Origin of the sequence: Lentzea sp. DG1S-22 (assembly GCF_036321065.1) — a bacterium.
GTDB lineage: Bacteria > Actinomycetota > Actinomycetes > Mycobacteriales > Pseudonocardiaceae > Lentzea > Lentzea jiangxiensis.
This window is the reverse complement of the sequence record NZ_CP143276.1, coordinates 6,468,394-6,485,820: the sequence shown is the minus strand read 5'-3', so window position 1 is coordinate 6,485,820 and position 17,427 is coordinate 6,468,394. Positions and strand designations below refer to the sequence as shown.

The 17,427-nt window shown below is 71.1% G+C and carries 18 protein-coding genes; 5 read left to right on the top strand and 13 right to left on the bottom strand.

The features are described 5' to 3' along the window. Nucleotides 1-7: 7 nt before the first annotated feature. A complete protein-coding gene (locus tag V1227_RS30565) occupies nt 8-439 on the bottom strand; it encodes a DUF3592 domain-containing protein (protein WP_329788798.1) in 432 nt (143 codons plus the stop codon). Between the two features lie 78 nt (nt 440-517). Here V1227_RS30565 and V1227_RS30560 point away from each other — a divergent pair, with 78 nt between their 5' ends. After that, nucleotides 518-1,750 carry an isochorismate synthase gene (locus V1227_RS30560; protein ID WP_329788797.1) on the top strand — a complete coding sequence of 411 codons (1,233 nt, stop codon included), beginning with the start codon at nt 518-520 and terminating at the stop codon, nt 1,748-1,750. A gap of 120 nt (nt 1,751-1,870) precedes the next feature. Here V1227_RS30560 and V1227_RS30555 read toward each other — a convergent pair whose 3' ends face one another. From V1227_RS30555 to menD, 4 genes are read right to left on the bottom strand one after another with little or no spacing between them, the layout of a single operon-like run. Beyond that, on the bottom strand, nt 1,871-2,761 hold the full coding sequence (locus V1227_RS30555) for a helix-turn-helix domain-containing protein (RefSeq protein ID WP_329788796.1): 891 nt from the start codon (nt 2,759-2,761) through the stop codon (nt 1,871-1,873). 36 nt (nt 2,762-2,797) lie between these two features. Beyond that, a complete protein-coding gene (locus V1227_RS30550) occupies nt 2,798-3,547 on the bottom strand; it encodes an SDR family NAD(P)-dependent oxidoreductase (RefSeq protein WP_329788794.1) in 750 nt (249 codons plus the stop codon). A gap of 42 nt (nt 3,548-3,589) precedes the next feature. Then, the gene (locus V1227_RS30545) at nt 3,590-5,089 is read right to left on the bottom strand and encodes a M1 family metallopeptidase (RefSeq protein ID WP_329788793.1); all 1,500 of its coding nucleotides are present in this window, start codon (nt 5,087-5,089) and stop codon (nt 3,590-3,592) included. Nucleotides 5,090-5,143: 54 nt separating this feature from the next. Then, the gene (menD, locus tag V1227_RS30540; protein WP_329788792.1) at nt 5,144-6,718 is read right to left on the bottom strand and encodes a 2-succinyl-5-enolpyruvyl-6-hydroxy-3-cyclohexene-1-carboxylic-acid synthase; all 1,575 of its coding nucleotides are present in this window, start codon (nt 6,716-6,718) and stop codon (nt 5,144-5,146) included. Nucleotides 6,719-6,737: 19 nt separating this feature from the next. Between menD and V1227_RS30535 the strand changes: the two genes are divergently transcribed. Next, the gene (locus V1227_RS30535; RefSeq protein WP_442916389.1) at nt 6,738-7,640 is read left to right on the top strand and encodes a 1,4-dihydroxy-2-naphthoyl-CoA synthase; all 903 of its coding nucleotides are present in this window, start codon (nt 6,738-6,740) and stop codon (nt 7,638-7,640) included. Between the two features lie 27 nt (nt 7,641-7,667). Beyond that, nucleotides 7,668-8,702, top strand: coding sequence for an o-succinylbenzoate--CoA ligase (menE, locus tag V1227_RS30530; protein WP_329794152.1), 1,035 nt, complete (start codon nt 7,668-7,670; stop codon nt 8,700-8,702). Between the two features lie 36 nt (nt 8,703-8,738). Here menE and V1227_RS40730 read toward each other — a convergent pair whose 3' ends face one another. Together V1227_RS40730 and V1227_RS30525 are read right to left on the bottom strand one after the other, a co-directional pair. After that, nucleotides 8,739-9,026 carry a zinc ribbon domain-containing protein gene (locus V1227_RS40730; protein ID WP_442916388.1) on the bottom strand — a complete coding sequence of 96 codons (288 nt, stop codon included), beginning with the start codon at nt 9,024-9,026 and terminating at the stop codon, nt 8,739-8,741. Next, a complete protein-coding gene (locus V1227_RS30525) occupies nt 9,023-9,352 on the bottom strand; it encodes a transposase (protein ID WP_329794151.1) in 330 nt (109 codons plus the stop codon). Before V1227_RS30525 ends, V1227_RS40730 begins: the two co-directional genes overlap by 4 nt. Nucleotides 9,353-9,743: 391 nt before the next feature. On the opposite strand from V1227_RS30525, the gene V1227_RS30520 reads away from it, so the two are divergent. Both V1227_RS30520 and V1227_RS30515 read left to right on the top strand, forming a co-directional pair. After that, nucleotides 9,744-10,844, top strand: a complete 1,101-nt coding sequence (locus V1227_RS30520) for an SH3 domain-containing protein (protein ID WP_329788790.1) — start codon at nt 9,744-9,746, stop codon at nt 10,842-10,844. A gap of 46 nt (nt 10,845-10,890) precedes the next feature. Next, complete coding sequence (locus tag V1227_RS30515) at nt 10,891-11,763, top strand: 1,4-dihydroxy-2-naphthoate polyprenyltransferase (protein WP_236216894.1); 873 nt, start codon at nt 10,891-10,893, stop codon at nt 11,761-11,763. Here the strand turns inward: V1227_RS30515 and V1227_RS30510 are convergent, their stop codons facing one another. The 6 genes from V1227_RS30510 to V1227_RS30485 are packed head-to-tail and all read right to left on the bottom strand — an operon-like array spanning nt 11,764 to nt 17,376. Further along, a complete protein-coding gene (locus tag V1227_RS30510; protein ID WP_329788789.1) occupies nt 11,764-12,165 on the bottom strand; it encodes a hypothetical protein in 402 nt (133 codons plus the stop codon). Further along, nucleotides 12,165-12,617 (bottom strand): hypothetical protein, encoded by a 453-nt coding sequence (locus V1227_RS30505; RefSeq protein WP_329788788.1) that lies wholly within the window; start codon nt 12,615-12,617, stop codon nt 12,165-12,167. The genes V1227_RS30510 and V1227_RS30505 overlap by 1 nt, the downstream gene beginning before the upstream one ends. 1 nt (nt 12,618) lies before the next feature. Continuing rightward, nucleotides 12,619-13,602, bottom strand: a complete 984-nt coding sequence (locus V1227_RS30500) for a hypothetical protein (protein ID WP_236216899.1) — start codon at nt 13,600-13,602, stop codon at nt 12,619-12,621. Further along, nucleotides 13,599-14,018, bottom strand: a complete 420-nt coding sequence (locus V1227_RS30495; RefSeq protein WP_329788787.1) for a hypothetical protein — start codon at nt 14,016-14,018, stop codon at nt 13,599-13,601. Before V1227_RS30495 ends, V1227_RS30500 begins: the two co-directional genes overlap by 4 nt. After that, on the bottom strand, nt 14,018-17,083 hold the full coding sequence (locus V1227_RS30490) for a hypothetical protein (RefSeq protein WP_329788786.1): 3,066 nt from the start codon (nt 17,081-17,083) through the stop codon (nt 14,018-14,020). The genes V1227_RS30495 and V1227_RS30490 overlap by 1 nt, the downstream gene beginning before the upstream one ends. Next, nucleotides 17,080-17,376 carry a hypothetical protein gene (locus V1227_RS30485; protein WP_329788785.1) on the bottom strand — a complete coding sequence of 99 codons (297 nt, stop codon included), beginning with the start codon at nt 17,374-17,376 and terminating at the stop codon, nt 17,080-17,082. Before V1227_RS30485 ends, V1227_RS30490 begins: the two co-directional genes overlap by 4 nt. Nucleotides 17,377-17,427 lie beyond the last annotated feature (51 nt).

Genomic DNA, 17,427 nt, shown 5'->3' with positions numbered 1-17,427 from the left:
CCCGATGTTACACCTGAGTGCCGAATCTGCGTAGAACTGTCACAACCGCGGCGATGACGATCCAGACGGACACGAGGAAGGTCCCGACGGGGAGCAGGCTGAGCACGGCCGTCCGGCCGGCCACGCGGGTGAGTTCCGGGTTCGTCTGGTCGTACTCGACGCGCACGTTGTCCCCGACGTTGAGCCCCTGCGGGTACAGCACCCCCTGCGACGGGATGATCACGCGCCCGTCCGGTGTGGCGTACCGCACAACGGTCCTGTTGAAGGCGACGGAGTCGACCTGCGCGACCGCCTGCCCCATCGACCGCTCGATGGCCACGTCGTCGCGCCAGCACGCGATGGGCAGCAACACGCAGACGAGCGTGATCACGCCCCCGACGACGAACAAAACCTTGCAGACCGCACGGCGGACGCGAACACCGCGGGGCGTCTTGGTCACTGCGTCCTCCACCACAACTGAGAAGTCTAGAGCCGGGCGGGTGCCGCACTTTCAGGTTGAGGTCCATACAGTCGGACTGTGACCTCTGCACCGACATCGAGAGCACGGCAGCGAATCCGCGTCCGGTCCAGGCGCGACACCGCCGGCGACCTGCTCGGACTGTTGCCGGACCCGGAGCGCGCGCTCGCCTGGGTGCGCGACGGTTCCGGCCTGGTCGGCTGGGGCGAGGCCGCTCGGTTCGAGGTCAGCGGCCCCGACCGGTTCGCGCAGGCGGACAGGTGGTGGCAGGAGTTCGTGTCGCACCTCGACGTCGAGGACCCGCTGGGCGTGCCCGGCAGCGGACCTGTGGCGTTCGTCTCGATGGCCTTCGCCGACGACCCCGGCGACTCGGTGCTGATCGTCCCCGAGGTCGTCGTCGGCCGCCGCAACGGCGAGCAGTGGATCACCACCATCGGCGCCTCGGACCCCGCGCCTCTGGTCGCACCTCTCTCGCGGCCCTCCTCCGTCCGCTACTCGAACGGTCAGCTGCCGGTCACGCGGTACCGCGAGGCAGTGCGGTCGGCCGTCCGGCGGATGCGGTCCGGCGAGCTGGACAAGGTCGTGCTCGCGCACGACCTGATCGCCACGACCGACCGCCGCCTGGACCAGCGCTTCGTCCTGCAGGGGCTCGCGCGCCGGTACCCCGAGTGCTGGGCCTACGCCGTGGACGGCCTCGTGGGCGCCACGCCCGAGTTGTTGTTAAGGCGGACCGGTTCCGTGGTCGACTCACGGGTGCTGGCCGGCACCACCTGGCCGCACGACGGCGTTTCGGACGAGGAGCTCGCCGCGGCGTTGATGTCGTCGGAGAAGAACCTCGAAGAGCACGACTACGCGATCACCTCTCTCGCGGAGACGTTGCGCCCTTTTTGCACGACCATGTCCGTCGAGGGACCGTCCGTTCTGCGGCTGCCGAACGTCTCGCACCTGTCGTCGGACGTCATCGGCACCCTGGAGTCGCCGACGTCGTTGCTGCACCTCGGCTCCGCGGTGCACCCGACCGCCGCCGTCGGCGGAACGCCCCGGCTGGACGCCACCCAGCTGATCGCGCAGCTGGAGGGGATGGACCGCGGGCGGTACGCCGGACCCGTCGGGTGGATCGACGGCAACGGTGACGGCGAACTGGGGATCGCGCTGCGGTGCGCGCAGATCTCCGGGTCGACGGCGCGGTTGTTCGCGGGGTGCGGGCTGGTGGCCGACTCCGATCCGGACATCGAGGTGCAGGAGGCGCACGCCAAGATGCGGCCTATGCGTGAGGCCCTCGAAGGGCTTTAGCCACGAACGCCGCCTTGCCGAGACGCTGAACGTCAACACCTCGGCAACGGCCGAAATCGTCAGACCCGCTCGCCAGTGTTGATTTTGGGGGAACCCGGCGAAGTCGTGTGTGTGGCGGTGCTATCGCGCCGTACGACGACCACTCCGCAGAAGCTCGATTTCTGCACGCGGCCGACCGATGTACTCCATGAGCTTGTTCCGGGTCTGCTGCTCGTCGAGAGCGACCTCGGCCAAGCGGTTGAAGTTCTGCCGTGTCCTCGCAACGGCACCTGGGTCCTGCACGAACACCTGCGAGAACTCGGTCTCGCTGTAGGCGATGGCCCTGGCCGTCTCGTACTCCCACAGCACGAAGCCGGCCGAGACCGCGACCACCTCTTCCGGCACGATCCGGACAAGATGGCTGTTGAACAGCAAACGCAGGTACTGGTCCTCCATCACCTGGGCGTCACCGACTTGCTGTTGCAGCGCTATCTCGTGGACGTAGAACACGCAAGCCGCCCGATCGTGGCGCTTCAGCACCGCCTGACGGTCAGTTGGCATCTGCACGAGGCCCGGAATCTGTTCCTCGGTGGCGATTCCGGTCTGTCGGTACAGACAGTCGGCGTACGCCTGTGTTTGCATGAGGCCGGGTGGGGTCAGCGTCTCGTAGCTGCTGATCTTCGCCGCCGTGGACTCCGCCATGACAGCGGTGCGCAACGAGCCGGCCGCCTGAACGATGTACTCGTCGAAGGCGTACCGGTAGCGCTGCTTGAACACCTCGAAGAAATCGACGTCCTTGCCGCACATCGTCAGGAACTGCACGAGGTCGATCTCGCTCGGCCGCGCCTTGCCGCGCTCGATCGTCGAGACCTTGCTCGGGTCCCAGCCGAGGCGGGCGGCCACCTCGTGGCCTTTGAGGTTCGTGCAGGTCTCGCGCAACCGCCGCAGTTCGTCGCCCAGGTCGCGGCTGTACGCGGTGGAGGGGGTGCTTGGTGCCATAGCCCTCGACGTTATGACTTGGACCTGTTCCACGATACGGGCTCGTTCGGGTGAAAACGGACGCCGGGGTCAGCCGTGGGGGCCTCCGCTGACGTAGATGACCTGGCCCGTCACGTAGTCGGCGTCCTCGGCGGTGAAGAACAGGACGGCGCGGGCGATGTCGTGCGGTGTGCCCACACGGCCCCGTGGGATCGAGTTGCGTTGCACCTCGACGTGTTCGTCGAGGGTGCGGCCCGCGCGGGCCGCGGAGACCTTGGTCATCTCCGTGACGATGACACCGGGGCCGATGGCGTTCACGGTGATGCCGAACGGGGCGAGGTCGAGGGCGGTGGCCCGGGTGAAGCCCTCGACGCCCGCCTTGGCGGCGACGTAGTTGGCGCGGTCGCTGTCGACGAGGGCGGAGATGCTGGAGATGTTCACGACGCGGCCCCACCCCGCTTCGCGCATGGCCGGTGCGGTGGCCTTGAGCATCAGGAACGCGCCGCGCAGGTGGGTGTTCACCACGGCGTCCCAGTCGGCCAGCGGCATGTCGAGGACCATGTTGTCCCTTGCGAAGCCGGCGTTGTTGACCAGGATGCCGACCGGGCCGAGCCGCGCCGCCACCTCGGCCACGGCGCCGGTCACGGCGTCGGGGTCGCTGATGTCGGCGAGCACGGGCAACGCCGTCCCGCCGGACGACGTGATCTGCTCGGCCACGGTGCGGGCGCGGTCGGACACGTCCACGACGGCGACGTGGTGGCCTTGGGCGGCAAGGGCTTTCGCCGTTCCGGCGCCGATTCCGGAACCGGCGCCGGTGACGAGCGCGACACGAGGGGTCATGGCTCGATCGTGCTCGTCACCGGGTCCGGAACGCCACCGGGTTTACCTGTGCGCGGCCAGCAGCTCGTGCGTCAGCTGGACCTTGGCGCGCGACTTCGGCTCGGCCGCGACGGAGAGCGACCTCGACGCGTCGGCCGCACGGCCGGGAGCCTCCGCGGGCTTGCCCTTCGTGAACAGCCAGGTCTGGAAGAGCTGGTCCAGCTGCTGACCCGAGATCCGCTCCGCGAGTGCGGTGAACTGCTCGATCGTCGCGTCCGAGTACTTCTTCTCGGCGACCCAGGTGCGCAGGACCTCGAAGAACTTCTCGTCACCCACGGCGACGCGCAGCGCGTGCACGGCCAGGGCGCCGCGGTCGTAGACGGCCCCGTGGAACACGTTGGAGGCGCCGGGGTCGCCGGGCAGGACGTTCCAGAACTCGCTGTCCGCCGGGTACGAGTCGTAGACGAAGTCGGCGTTCTCCTGGGCGGTGCCCTCACCCACGTGCTCGGACCACAGGAACTCCGCGTAGGAGGCGAAGCCCTCGTTCAGCCAGATGTCGCGCCAGTGGTGCACCGACACCGAGTCGCCGAACCACTGGTGGGCGATCTCGTGCGCCACGACGTAGGTGTTGGCGCCGCGGCGGAAGAAGCCGCCGTCGTAGGTGGAGCGGGTCTGGTTCTCGAGCGCGTAGCCGAGGTCCGGCGTGACGACGCCGCCCTGCGCCTCGAACGGGTACGGGCCGAAGTTGTCCGCCAGGAACTCGGTGACCTCGGGCGTGCGCTCGATGCTGGCGCGCGCGGAGTCGGCGTTGGCGCCGAGGCGGTCCGAGTAGGCGTTCACGACCGGCTGGCCGTTCGGAGCGGTCGACTGGCGGACCTCGAACTGGCCGATGGTGAGGAACGTCAGGTAGGTCGCCTGCGGCTTGGCGCTGCGCCAGTTCCAGCGGGTGTAGCCGTTGATCTGGCGGGTGGTGCCGAGGAAGGTGCCGTTCGAGATCGCCTCGACGCCGTTCGGGACGGCGACGTTGACGTCGAAGGTGGCCTTGTCGGTCGGGTGGTCGTTGGACGGGAACCACCAGGAGGCGATCTCCGGCTCACCGATGGCGAGGGCGCCGTCGGCGGTCTTCGTCCACGCCGTGAAGCCGTTGCGGTCCTTCACGGTCGACGGGCTGTCCGCGTAGGTGACGACGATCGTGAGGTCCTGGCCCTTGCGCACGCCGCCGCGCGGGGTGAGCGTGAGCTCGCCGCCGTCCGAGACGAACGACGCCGGCGCGTTGTTGACCCTGACCGACTTCACCTTGAGCAGGAAGTCCAGGTTGAACTGGGTGAGGTCCTGGGTGGCCTTCGCCAGGATCGTCGTCGTGCCCGAGAGCTGGTCGCCGGCCGGGGTGTAGTTGAGCCTGATGTCGTAGTGGGAGACGTCGTAACCGCCGTTGCCGTAGAACGGGAAGTACGGGTCGCCGGCTCCGGGAGCACCGGGAGACGCCGCCAGGGCCGTCCCCGCGAAGAGCGTCATCGCGGCCGCGGACGCCACCGCGGCCGTTGCCTTGGATCTGATCGCCATGCGGCGGACGCTATCCAGACCACCCTGGACCGCCTACCGACTTACGTATGTTTCCTATCTGCTGAAAACGGTTGACACCGCCGCCTTGAGACGTCGGTGCAACGAGCGCAGGTCGTCGCGCTTCGCCGGCACCTCGACCACCTGGAGGCCCTTCGGTGACGCGATCGCGCCGCGGAACTCCTCCCGTCCGTCCACTGTGGAGTGCGGAATCCGGTAGCCCGCGCACAAAGCGCTCAGATCAGTTCCGTGCGGGGTGCCGAAAACGCGCTCGAAACTCGCCGCGTGCTCGGGTGAGCCCTGTTCCAGCAGGGAGAAGATCCCGCCTCCGTCGTCGTTCAGCACGACGATCGTGAGGTCCGGCCGGTGGTCGGCGAGCAGGCCGTTGCTGTCGTGCAGGAACGTCAGGTCGCCCATCAGCGCGAACGACGGCCCGTCGTGCTGCAACGCCAGCCCGATCGCCGTGGACACGCTCCCATCGATGCCCGCCGCGCCCCGGTTGGCGTGCACCACCACGTCCGGGCGCCGTTCGGCCGCGAAGTCGACGTCGCGGATCGGGTTGGACGAGCCCACGAACAGCAGCGACCCCGACGGCACGGCGTGCACCAGGTCGCGCGCGACGTGCAGGCCCGTCGGCCACGGCTCGGCGTCCAGCAGGTCGTCGACGGCCGCGCTGACGCTCTTCACCGCGTTCTGCCACGACCGCGTCCAGTCGTCGTCGAGCGCGGCGGGCTCGGGCAGCCAGGTCGACGCGCGCGAGGCCGTGAACGGCACGTCCGGCCACTGCGCCCGGTCGCCCACGGCGTGCACGACCGGCGTGTCCTTCAGCAACGCCTGCTGACCGCGCGAGAGCGTCACGCGGCCCACGACCAGCACCGCCTCGGGCCGCAGGTGCTCCGGCAAGCCCGCGTTGAGCAGCAACGACCCGTGGCGCAGGCCTCCGGGCGCGGTCGGCTCGGCGATCACCGGCCAGCCGAGGCGCGAGGCCTCCCGCAGCCGCTCGGGGCGGTCGTCCCCGAGCAGCACCAGCGTGCGCGCGGGCAGGGAGGACGGCCGGGTCTCGACGGTGAACGCGCGGTCCGTCTCCGTCCACGCCCCGGCGCGGTCCGACGAGGGCCAGGCGGCGTCGACAGGCGTCAGCGGCGGGCGGAACGGCACGTTCACGTGCGACGGGCCGTCCGTCGCGACGGCACGGCAGACCAGCGAGCGGGTGGTGGCCTCGTCCGCGCCCTCGGGCATGTGCAGCGTCGGGAGGCCGAGCACGTCGTACTGGTCGATCGTCTGGCTCGCGCCGGTGCGGTAGAGGTCGACCGGGCGGTCGGCCGTCAGAGCGATCAACGGCACACCCGTGAGCTGCGCCTCGATCACGGACGGGTGGAGGTTCGCCACGGCGGTGCCACTCGTGCAGGTGACAACGGCCGGGGTGCCCGTCTTGGCGAGGCCGAGCGCGAGGAACCCCGCGCTGCGCTCGTCGATGCGCACGTGCAGTGTGAGCAGGCCGTTCTGTTCTGCCTGGTGCAGGGCGAACGACAACGGGGCGTTGCGCGAACCGGGGCTCAGCACGGCGTGCCGGACGCCGTTGCGGACCAGTTCGTCGACGATCACCCTCGCCTGCGCCGTGGACGGATTCATGCGCCTAGAGTCTCAGACCGTGGCAGACCAGGAGCTCTTCGACCCGTCGCTGTGGAAGCCGATTGAGGGCTTCGACTTCACCGACATCACCTACCACCGGGCGCTCGACCAGGGCACCGTCCGCATCGCGTTCAACCGGCCCGAGGTGCGCAACGCGTTCCGGCCGCACACGGTGGACGAGCTGTACCGGGCGCTCGACCACGCGCGGATGTCCTCCGACGTCGGCTGCGTGCTGCTGACCGGCAACGGCCCGAGCCCCAAGGACGGCGGCTGGGCCTTCTGCAGCGGCGGTGACCAGCGCATTCGTGGTCGCAGCGGCTACCAGTACGCCTCCGGTGAGACGGCGGAGACCGTGGACCCGGCGCGCGCGGGGCGGTTGCACATCCTGGAGTGCCAGCGGCTGATCCGGTTCATGCCGAAGGTCGTCATCGCGGTCGTGCCCGGCTGGGCGGCCGGGGGCGGGCACAGCCTGCACGTGGTGTGCGACCTCACGATCGCGAGCGCCGAGCACGCGAAGTTCAAGCAGACCGACGCGGACGTCGGCTCGTTCGACGGCGGCTACGGGTCGGCGTACCTCGCGCGGCAGGTCGGGCAGAAGTTCGCCCGCGAGATCTTCTTCCTCGGCCGCACGTACTCCGCCGAGGACATGCACAAGATGGGCGCGGTCAACGAGGTCGTGCCGCACGCCGAGCTGGAGACCACGGCGCTGCAGTGGGCGCGGGAGATCAACGGCAAGTCGCCGACGGCGCAGCGGATGCTCAAGTACGCGTTCAACCTGATCGACGACGGCCTGGTGGGCCAGCAGCTGTTCGCCGGTGAGACCACCCGCCTCGCGTACATGACCGACGAGGCCGTCGAGGGCCGCGACAGCTTCCTGGAGAAGCGCGACCCCGACTGGTCGAACTACCCGTACTACTTCTGAGCCCGCACCAACCCTGGGCAGGTGGCCATGCTCGACGAACTGCGCGCGGCGCTGCGGGGCGGCGACCCGCTGGTGGACGGACCGCTCGACGGCTGGGAGAAGCGCGCCGTGCTCGGCGTGCCGACCTCCGGGTCGACGGGCGAGCCGAAGACCGTGCTGCTCGACGCGGACGCGCTGACCACGTCCGCGGAGGCGACGCACGAACGGCTGGGCGGCCCCGGCACGTGGCTGCTGGCGCTGCCCACGAACCACATCGCCGGGGCGCAGGTGCTGGTGCGGTCGATCGTGGCGGGCACCACGCCCGGTGTGCTCGACCTCGCCGGCGGCTTCCGCGCCATGGGGTTCGCGCAGGCCGCGCGGCCGGTGCTGGGCCGGCCGGGCCGCCACTACACCGCGCTGGTGCCCACGCAGCTGTCCCGGCTCGTCGTGGGCGAGGGGCCCGGGCTCGAGGCGCTGCGGCAGTTCGACGGCGTGCTGATCGGCGGGGCCGCGACCCCGCCGAAGCTGCTGGAGCAGGCGCGCGCTCTGGGCGTGCGGGTCGTCACGACGTACGGCATGAGCGAGACCGCCGGCGGGTGCGTGTACGACGGCTCCCCGTTGCGCGGGGTCTCGTTGCGCACCGACGACCTGATCGAGATCAGCGGGCCGGTGCTGGCGCTCGGGTACCGCGGCAGCGCGGAGCCGTTCGGCGAGTGGTTCCGCACCGGTGACCTCGGGCGGCTGCGCGACGGGCGGCTGGAGGTGCTGGGACGCGCGGACGACGTGATCGTCACGGGCGGCGAGAAGGTGCCCCCGGTGCTGGTGGAGCGGGCTCTGGCGACCGTCGAGGGCGTGCTGGAGGCGTGCGTCGTAGGCGTGCCGGACGACGAGTGGGGCCAGGCCGTGGCCGCCGCCGTCGTCGCGCGCGGCGTCCAGCCGTCGGCCGACGAGCTGAAGGCCGTGGTCACCGAGGCCGTGGGCCGGGCGGCGGCGCCGAAGCTGGTGCGGTTCGTGTCCGAGCTGCCGTTGCGCGGGCCGGGCAAGGTCGACCGGGCCGCGGTGGCCGCGTCCTTTAGGTCATGAGCCCTGTTCGATCGATCGCCGCGCGATCGTCAGAATTCAGGGACGCCACCAGGCTTGCGGCTGCCGCCCCGGCTGGCTGACGGGGTGGGCGCTGCGTGCGGACGCATGACTTCGCCCCAGTGCTTGCGAGCGCCGGTTCTTCTTGTCGATCTCACCGCAACCGCTGCACTGCTGAGAGGTGTGAGCGGGATCGACCTTCAGGAGAACGACTCCCGCCCGTTCGGCCTTGTACGCGAGGAACCGCCCGAGCTGGGCGAATGCCCACGAGTGCACCATGGCCCGTTGGGGCTTGCGAAGCCGTACCCGCTCGCGGATCCCCGTCAACTCCTCGACGGCGATGCCTCGTCCGGTGCGTTCAGCTCGGCCACGATGCGTTTGCTGATCCGGTGGTTCAGGTCGCCGGCGAACCGCTGCTCCTTGCGACGACGACGTTTCAGCAACCTTCGTGCGGAAGCGGTTCTCCTGGTCATCAGACGCCCGCGAAGGCGCTGCTGGCGCTTGCGGTAGCGGTTGAGGCAGGTCCCTGACATCCGATCGCCGTCGGAAGTGGTGGCGAGGTTCACGATTCCCATGTCGACACCGAGGAAACCGTTCACGGGTTCCCGTCTGGGCGCTTCGGGAACGTCGACAGCCACGTGCAACAACCACATGCCGTCACGGTGGACCAGGTCGGTTTCCCTGACAGGTCGAGAGCTCAACGCCTTGAGATGTGCCGGCTTCCCGATCATTCGCACGTCACGGAGCCGGCCGGCGACACTCCAGATCGACACGGAGCTCGCGCGGCCGGCGACTTCGATCTTCCACGACAGGCAGCGCGCGTCGAACGGTTGTGCGGCTGTCGAGCGGAACCTGATCGGCCTGGACTCGACCGCATGACGCCGCTTCGACCTCGGAGGCCCGTAGTTCCCGGCAGCGAGGTTGGAATGCAACGTCGTACATGCGTCACGATCGCTGATTTAGGTGAACCTTTACCGCTGAGGACAACCCTCGCCGCGAAGCGCCCGGCACCCTCGCCGCGCGCGTCAGCGATGGGGGTTTCTCATGCGCTACCTGTTACCGCTGGTCACCGGCGCCGCGTTGGTGGCCGGACTCGCGTCTCCCGCTCAGGCGGCTCCCGCGTCGAACGAGTGGACCGCGGACGTCAGCGGCCGTTCCGCCACGTGGGGCGGCTCCCCGCGCCTGGGCTTGGTCGAGCTCGGCTCGCACAGGCTCGCCCGGCCCGCCAACGCGGTCACGGCGGTGGTGACCGGCGACGGCGTGGTCGACGTGCGCGGCCTGCGCCCGGACGGTCAGTGGACGGAGTGGCTGGAGGCGCCGGCGACGTTGCCGGTGACCACGTCCACGGTCGAGACGCGTCTGGTTCTCAGCAGCGGCAAGGCGAAGAAGGTCCAGCTCTCGGCGAGGCAGGTGCCGGCCGGACCGTCCGCGGACGACGTCACCGCCGCGGCGGCGGGACGTTCGTACCGGGTCTACGCGACGCGCGAGGGCCTCGTCGGCGGCACGACGGCGAACGGGCACGTGATCCGGTCGCGCGACCACTTCGTCGCGCTGCCGTCGCGGCGTGGCCTGGCGGGCAGGAACTCCGGCAACTACAGCGTGCAGGTGTGCGCGTCGAACGGCCGCTGCGAGTGGGCGCCGGTGTGGGACGTCGGCCCGTGGAACACCAAGGACGACTACTGGAACCCGTCCGCGACCCGGGAGATGTGGAAGGACCTGCCGCAGGGCAAGCCGCAGGCGCAGGCCGCGTACGAGAACAACTACAACGGCGGCAAGGACCAGTTCGGGCGCGAGGTCGCGAACCCGGCGGGCATCGACCTCGCCGACGGCACGTTCTGGGACGGCCTGAAGCTCACCAACAACGCGTGGGTGACCGTCACGTACCTGTGGACCGGGTCCGGTCCTGTGGGGACGGTCCGCACGGCAGCGGCCAACGGCACCGTCAACGTCCGCAGTGGAGCGAACTCCTCCAGCGCGCAGGTCGGTCTGGCCGCGAACTACGCCCAGGTCAGGGTGACCTGCCAGCTCACAGGTGAGTCCGTGTCGGGCACGCAGGGCACGTCGAACGTCTGGTACCGCATCGCGTCCGGCAAGCACGTCGCGAAGGCCTACGTGGCGGGCGTCTCCGGCGCCACCACCTGCTGATAGGCCCGTTGGCGGGTCCTCAGCGACCATGACGGAGGATGGAGGCATGGCCTCAGTCGTCCAGTGGATCCAGGGGACCCGCCCGCGCACGCTGCCGAACTCGATCGCGCCCGTGGTCGTGGGTGCGGCCGCGGCGCACCACATCGACGAGTTCAACGCGCTCTACACCGTGCTCGCACTCGTCGTGTCGGTGGCGTTCCAGATCGGTGTGAACTACGCCAACGACTACTCGGACGGCATCCGCGGCACGGACGACAACCGCGTGGGGCCGTTCCGCCTGACCGGCTCGGGTGCGGCCGAGCCCGCGAAGGTGCGGCTGGCCGCGTTCATCTCGCTCGGTCTCGGCGCGGTCGCCGGGCTCGTGCTGGTGGCGTTGTCCGGCTACTGGTGGCTGCTCGCGTTCGGTGCCGTGTGCGTTCTCGGGGCGTGGTTCTACACGGGCGGCAAGCGTCCGTACGGCTACGCGGGCCTCGGCGAGATCGCGGTGTTCCTCTTCTTCGGCCCGGCCGCGGTGCTGGGCACGCTGTACGTGCAGACCGGTGAGATCACCGGCATCGGAATCGGGGCGTCCATCGCGATGGGAGCGATCTCCGCCGCGGTGCTGGTGGCCAACAACCTGCGCGACATCCCGACGGACGCCGTGTCGGGCAAGCGCACGGTGGCCGTGGTGCTGGGCGACAAGGACACCCGCCGCCTCTACCTGGCGCTGGTCGTGGTGCCGTTCCTGATCGCGCTGGGCATGGTCGTGCGGGTGCCGTACGCGCTGCTCGGGTTCCTCGCGGCGCCGGTCCTGCTGCCCGCCGTGCGCCGGGTGGCCGCCGGGCGCGGTGGCAAGGACCTGATCCCGGTGCTGCAGTTCACCGGGATCGCCATGCTGGCCTGGGCCGTGCTGGTCAGCGTCGCCCTCGTCCTGGACTGATCACCAGGCGTCCTCGGTGAACTGCACGGGCTCGTCGTCGTCGGTGCGCGCGGGCCTGCGGGGAGGCGGCGGAGGAGCCGTCTCGCCCTGGATCAGCTCGTCGAGGCGGGCCCGGTCGGCTTCGAGCGCCTGGCGCACCAGCGGGTCGTGGCCCGCCTCGCCGGTGAGCACCTGACGCCAGCTCAGGCCGGCGCCCCGCGCGATGCGGTCCGCGAGCTGCCGCATCGCCGGTGAGGCCTCGCTGGACTTCGCGAACTGCATCACCCTGCGGATGTCCTCAGTGGACGGTTCCCTGCCCCTGAGGCCCTGCTGGGCGGTCCGCATCGCGCGGTCCGCCTCGGCGACGGCGTTCGTGAGGAAGTCCTCCGCCGCGAGGATGTCCGGTGTCCGCCAGGCCGTCATCACCACTTGTCCTCCGTGAAGATGTCGGGCGCGTTCTCGTCGCCGTCGTCGCCGCCGCGGTTCCTGCGCGGGTCCTGGGCGTTCATGATCTCTTCCGGCGTCAGGCCCTCCTGCAGCATCTGGAACGCCTGCTTCATCTTCTTGACGTTCTCCTGCTGCATGGCCTGCACGTCGGGGTCCTGCGCCGCCTTGCCGGAGACGACGTCCTCCCACGTGAACTCGCCCGCGTCGACCTTGCGCTTCAACGCCTTGAGCTGCTCGGGCGCGTCGCGTTCCTGCGCGGCCCGCTCGACCTGCTGCGCGATCGCCCTGTAGTCGACCGGCGGCACGGGCGGCAGCGGCGTGTCCTTGAGGCGGTTCGCGAGGTCCTGCGCCTCCTTGAAGCGCGCGTCGACCTGCGCCTCGGCGGCGCGCAGCTCCGGCGACTTCCAGCTGTCGTTCGGCGTGGTCATCTCAGTTCTCCCTCGCGAAGAGACCCCGCTGGACCGGCCTCGCGTCCCCGCGGATGTCGCTCACCTCGTCGCGCCGCGCGACCGTGCGCCACTGCCGGAAGTCCACTTCGGACAACCCGAGCTCCTGGGCGACCTCGTAGTTCTCGCCGAGGAAGTGCAGCACGGCCTGGTCGCCCAGCACACCGACGATCTCGAACTCCGCGCCCCGGTACGTGCAGACCGTGCGGACCAGCTGCAGGTCCTCGACGAGCGCGTCCGGCACCTCGAGGAACGCGGCGCCGTGCTCGACGGTGAAGTCCGGCGGCGCGGGCTGCCCGGCGAGCGGGTGCAGCAGGACGGAACCGGGCGCCGGTCCGAAGTCGACGTCGAAGTCCTGGCCGCGGTACCGGCCGATCAGCCCGCGGCGGACGGTGGGCCGGTGCGGGACCGGTGCCTGCCAGAACCTCGCGGGCCCGAAGCCGACGTCACCCGTGGGGATCCAGCCGACCTGGCGGTTCAGGTACTTGCCGACGCTGCGGCCGGTGCCGTCCGGTTCGAAGCGCCACAGCTCCGTGCCCGCCGGGAGCTCGGCGAGCTCCATGACGTACTCGGGGATCGGGTTCGCGCTCGGCGTGTAGCCGGTGCCGGTGAACGGGACCGGGTAGACGCGCGAGGTGCCCATCTTCCGCGCGCCCTCGAGCGTCGGGCCGCCGAAGCTCGTGTCGAAGAGCTCCGTGGTGTGCGCGAGGAAGCGCAGCAGGTACTGGGTTCCCCGCGGCCAGTCGGCGACCCTGTCGACGCCGAACGCCTCGGCGAACTGCTCGGACGTGCCCTGCGGGAAGTCCTGCCCGCGCGTCACGAACCCGGCCGCGCGGTGCGGCTCGAACTTGCCCGTCACGACGACGTTGCCCAGGTAGAGCTGCGCGATCGCCGGGTGGACGATCTTCTGCAGGATCGTCTCCGGCCCGATGCCGGCCGCCTTGCGCACGGCCTGAGGGGTGCTCATCCCGGGTTCTTCTCCTTCCACCGCGCCAGGAAGTCGGTGCGGTCGACCTGCACGTCCGCGAGCTCGCCGACGTCGAGCGTGGCCCGGTAGCCGTTGTACTGGTCACCTTCGAGGCCGTTGTCCGCCGCCCAGCCGTACTCGCCGCCCGCGTACCCCGCCTCGGCCCTGCCGCCGTCGATGACGACGACGTTGAACGGCTGCCCGCGCCACGTCGCCGTGCAGGTCTCGCGGTACCAGGCGTCGAGCTCGGTGACCGCGACCGTCTTGAACTCGCGGTTGCCGTACGTCTGGAAACCGTCGGCGTGGACGTACGCCACGCCCGGGACCTTGCGGATCCAGACGTGGTCGGCGTCCTCGGCGCCGGCGAAGTACACCTCGCCCCGGTACTCGGCCATCTCCTGGGAGTACTGGGTCATCAGAGCTTCGTCCAGCCGAACTTGCGGTCGTACACGGCGTGCAGTTTCTCAGAGCCGTCCTCGTTCACCTGCCAGATCTCGGCACGATCGGGCAACGGTGTGCCGGCGTCGACGCGCCACTCCGGCATGCCGCCCATCGTGGAGCCCGTACCGGTGAACGGGTCGTAGCCGTCGTAGACCTTCGCGCTGCCACCGGCCGCCGCCATCTGCTTCTGCGACGCCTCGTAGTGCGCCTTCTCCTGCGGCGACTGGTAGTGGCCCTCCGGGTACGGCCCGGGCTGCGTGAAGTCCGGGGTGTCCATCTTCGGCCCGCCGAACGGCACGTTGTGCGCGCCGGCGTTCTGGTCGGTGAGCTCGTACCGCAGCTGCATCGCAGACGGCGCGCCCTCGGGGATCGGCGTCCAGCCCTTGCCCTTGTCGTCGAGGGCGAGGCCGTCCCGCAGGCCCTGCGGGGTGTTGACGCCGACCACGTCCTGACCGCGGGCGACGGAGCCCGCCATCTGGTTCTGCCAGGTCTCCCCCTTGCTGCCCGGGGCGTGCGGCTGGTCGGGCAGGTAGGTGCTGACCGCGCTCGGGCTGAGCGCCTTGGTGACGATGTCGCCGGTGTCGACCTTGATCTGGTTGCGGACGTCGGCGACGTGCTGGGCCTCGTCCGCGCTGAGGTCGGTGGACAGCTTCTGGCTCAGCTCGACGTAGCGGTCGCGGTCGGCCTGGTCGGGCAGGATCTGCTCCAGCTGGTGCTGGTAGCCCTGGCCCTGCGCGGCCATCGCCGCCGCGTCGAAGTGGCCCTTGAGGTCGGGGCCGGCGGGCGGCGGGGTGCCGCCCCCGTCGCCGTCGCCGTTGTTGCCCGTGGTGGCCTCGTCGGACGGCCTGGTGCCGGGGTCGCGGTCGGCCGGCGGGGCCGGGTCGGTGTCCGGGGTGGGGTCGTGCGGCTTCGCGTCCCCGGCACCGCTGGTGTCGGTGTCGTGGGGCTTGCCGTCGTCGGGACGGATGTCGGTGTCGTGCGGCTTCGGGTCGCCGTCGTGGGGCCGGGTGTCGGTGTCGTGGGGCCGCGGGTCGGTGTCGTGGGGCTTGGTGTCCGTCGTGCCGCCGGGGGCGGTGTCGTGCGGACGCGGGCCCGGCTGGTCGCCCGGGGTCGGGTCGTGCGGGCGCGTGCCACCGTCGGACGGCGTCGTGTCGTGGGGCTTGGTGCCGCCGTCGTGAGGCGTGGTGTCGTGCGGACGCGGGCCCGGCTGGTCGCCCGGGGTCGTGCCGGACGGGGTCGGGTCGTGCGGGCGCGTTCCGCCGTCGTGCGGCGTGCTGCCGGACGGGGCCGGGTGGTCCGTGCCGGGGCTCGGGTGTCCGGGAGGTGACGGCAGACCGCCGCCCGCGCTCGGGGCCGGGTGCCCGGGAGGCGACGGCAGGCCGCCGCCCGCGCCGGACGGGGCCGGGGCGGTCGCCGTTCCGGAGCTCGCGCTCGGGTGGTCGGGAGGCGTGGGCAGGCCGGAACTGCCCGGAACCGGGTGCCCACCGGGGCTCGGCGGGGTCGGCAGACCGGAGCCGGGCGACGGGTGCGAGCCGGAGTTCGGCGGCGTCGGGTGCGTGCCGCCGGTGCCCGACGGGTGCGCGCCGGAGTGGCTGCCCGGGCCCTGAGGACCGGACGGCGGCGTGGGCAGGCCGCCGGGACGCGGGCCGGCGGGCGAGCTCCCCTGGGCGGGGATCCCCGGCGGCGTCGGCAGGCCGGAGCCCTGTCCGGGAGGCGCCGGCAGGCCGGTCGGCCTGGGCTGGCCCGTGGGCGCGCCCGCGCTCGGGAACGCGGGTACTCCGCCCGCGCCCGGACGCGAACCGGAGCTCCTCGTCTGGTCGCCACCACCGGCGCCGGGCGCCATCGGGGCGCCCATCGGCATCGCGCCGGCCATCGGCGTCTGGTGCGACGACGTGGGCGGGGCCGCCGCGGGAGCGGCACCGGCCACGTGGGTCGCGGTGTCGGGGCGCACGGTCGGCGGGCCGCTCACCGGACCGCCACCCGAGCCGCCGTGCCCACCGGCACCGGCGGGTGCCCCGCCGGAACCACCGCCCGTCGACGGCGGCGCGGCGACAGCGGGACCGCCCGCGGCGGCGGCGTGGGTGGCCGGAGCGTCCGAGCCGCCCTGCACGGCAGGCGGCGGCGCGACGGGCGCGCCACCGGGAGCGGCGGACGAGACGGCGGCGGGCTTGGTGCCCTCGGCGTCGGACGCACCGGGGGGTGCGGTGACCTCGCGGACCTTCGTGCCGATGTCCTGGCCGCGGTCCACGATCTCGGTCGCGGAGTCCTTGACGGCCGTCATGTCGTCGCGGATGTCGTTGATCGAGTTGCGGACGTCGCGCCCGGCCTCGGCCACCTCCTGGGTGGCGTTCATGGCCTCGGCGAGGGAGTCGGCGTCCTTCAGCTTGCCGATCGCGGAGAAGACGCGGCCGACGGCGTCGAAGAGCGCCTTCACGTCGGCGATGAGCTTCTGGACCGTCTCGATGATGTCCATGACGCGCCGGTAGATCTGGTACGCGTTCCAGACCATCTCGGCGGCCTTGATCCAGCCGCCGACCGGGATCCAGACGGTGGCGGCGGCCTCGAGCAGCTTGTTGACGAGGTAGTCGAGCAGGCGGGCGGCCTGCTTGCCGAGCGCCTCCGCCCCGGACGCGACGGTGTCGAAGCCCTTCGCGATCAGCTGGGCGACGCCCATCTCCGCGAGCAGGCCGGCCTTCCAGCCGAGCGCGATGTACTTCTCGTGGGCGCGGGCCGCGTCGCCGTCCCAGTGGTCGCGCACCTTGCCCACCGCGTCGGTGAGGTTGTACGAGACGTCGTTCATGGCGTTGCCGACCATGCGCCACGCGTCGCCGTCGGCACGGATCTTCGACCAGTCGCCGGTGATCGGCGTGATGATCGTGGCGACCAGGCTCTCGCCGGTCACCGCCTCGAACACCCAGTTGACGGCCTGGACGCCCCAGCCCTGCTCCTGCAGGACGTCGTTGAGCGACGCCCGGTCTACCTCGGGCTGCTTGAGGGAGGCCGCGACCGGGCGCACGGACTGGTAGCTCGCGGTGGTCACCTGAGGATCCCCTCGAAGATCGCCCGCTGAGCCCGGTCGAGGTCCTCGTAGGTCTTCGCCGTCGCGTCCACCGCGGAAGCCGTGCCCTCGAGCTTCGACTTGCCGAAGTCGAGCGTCTCGTCGAACAACGCGCGCACGACGTCCACGCCCGGCTGCAGCAACGTCAGCAGGCCGGTGAAGCCCGCCTTGTCGCAGGCCGTGGCGTGGACGTACTTGCGGATCGTCTCGAACTCTTGGGCCTCGGTGCGCAGGTACTCGGCGTACGCGCGCAACTCGGCCGCGTCGGTGTACATCGACGACACAGCGTCCCCCCTGCGGACTCAGGTGCTCAGGTCACGCTGTGA

Excerpts from the sequence above, each read along its gene's own strand:
- V1227_RS30485 (WP_329788785.1), bottom strand. The coding sequence starts at position 17,376 with ATGTACACCGACGCGGCCGAGTTGCGCGCGTACGCCGAGTACCTGCGC.
- menD (WP_329788792.1), bottom strand. The coding sequence starts at position 6,718 with ATGAATCCGTCCACGGCGCAGGCGAGGGTGATCGTCGACGAACTGGTC.
- V1227_RS30515 (WP_236216894.1), top strand. The coding sequence starts at position 10,891 with ATGGCCTCAGTCGTCCAGTGGATCCAGGGGACCCGCCCGCGCACGCTG.
- V1227_RS30500 (WP_236216899.1), bottom strand. The coding sequence starts at position 13,602 with ATGAGCACCCCTCAGGCCGTGCGCAAGGCGGCCGGCATCGGGCCGGAG.
- V1227_RS30520 (WP_329788790.1), top strand. The coding sequence starts at position 9,744 with ATGCGCTACCTGTTACCGCTGGTCACCGGCGCCGCGTTGGTGGCCGGA.
- menE (WP_329794152.1), top strand. The coding sequence starts at position 7,668 with ATGCTCGACGAACTGCGCGCGGCGCTGCGGGGCGGCGACCCGCTGGTG.
- V1227_RS30495 (WP_329788787.1), bottom strand. The coding sequence starts at position 14,018 with ATGACCCAGTACTCCCAGGAGATGGCCGAGTACCGGGGCGAGGTGTAC.
- V1227_RS30545 (WP_329788793.1), bottom strand. The coding sequence starts at position 5,089 with ATGGCGATCAGATCCAAGGCAACGGCCGCGGTGGCGTCCGCGGCCGCG.
- V1227_RS30510 (WP_329788789.1), bottom strand. The coding sequence starts at position 12,165 with ATGACGGCCTGGCGGACACCGGACATCCTCGCGGCGGAGGACTTCCTC.
- V1227_RS30505 (WP_329788788.1), bottom strand. The coding sequence starts at position 12,617 with ATGACCACGCCGAACGACAGCTGGAAGTCGCCGGAGCTGCGCGCCGCC.
- V1227_RS30525 (WP_329794151.1), bottom strand. The coding sequence starts at position 9,352 with ATGTGGTTGTTGCACGTGGCTGTCGACGTTCCCGAAGCGCCCAGACGG.
- V1227_RS30550 (WP_329788794.1), bottom strand. The coding sequence starts at position 3,547 with ATGACCCCTCGTGTCGCGCTCGTCACCGGCGCCGGTTCCGGAATCGGC.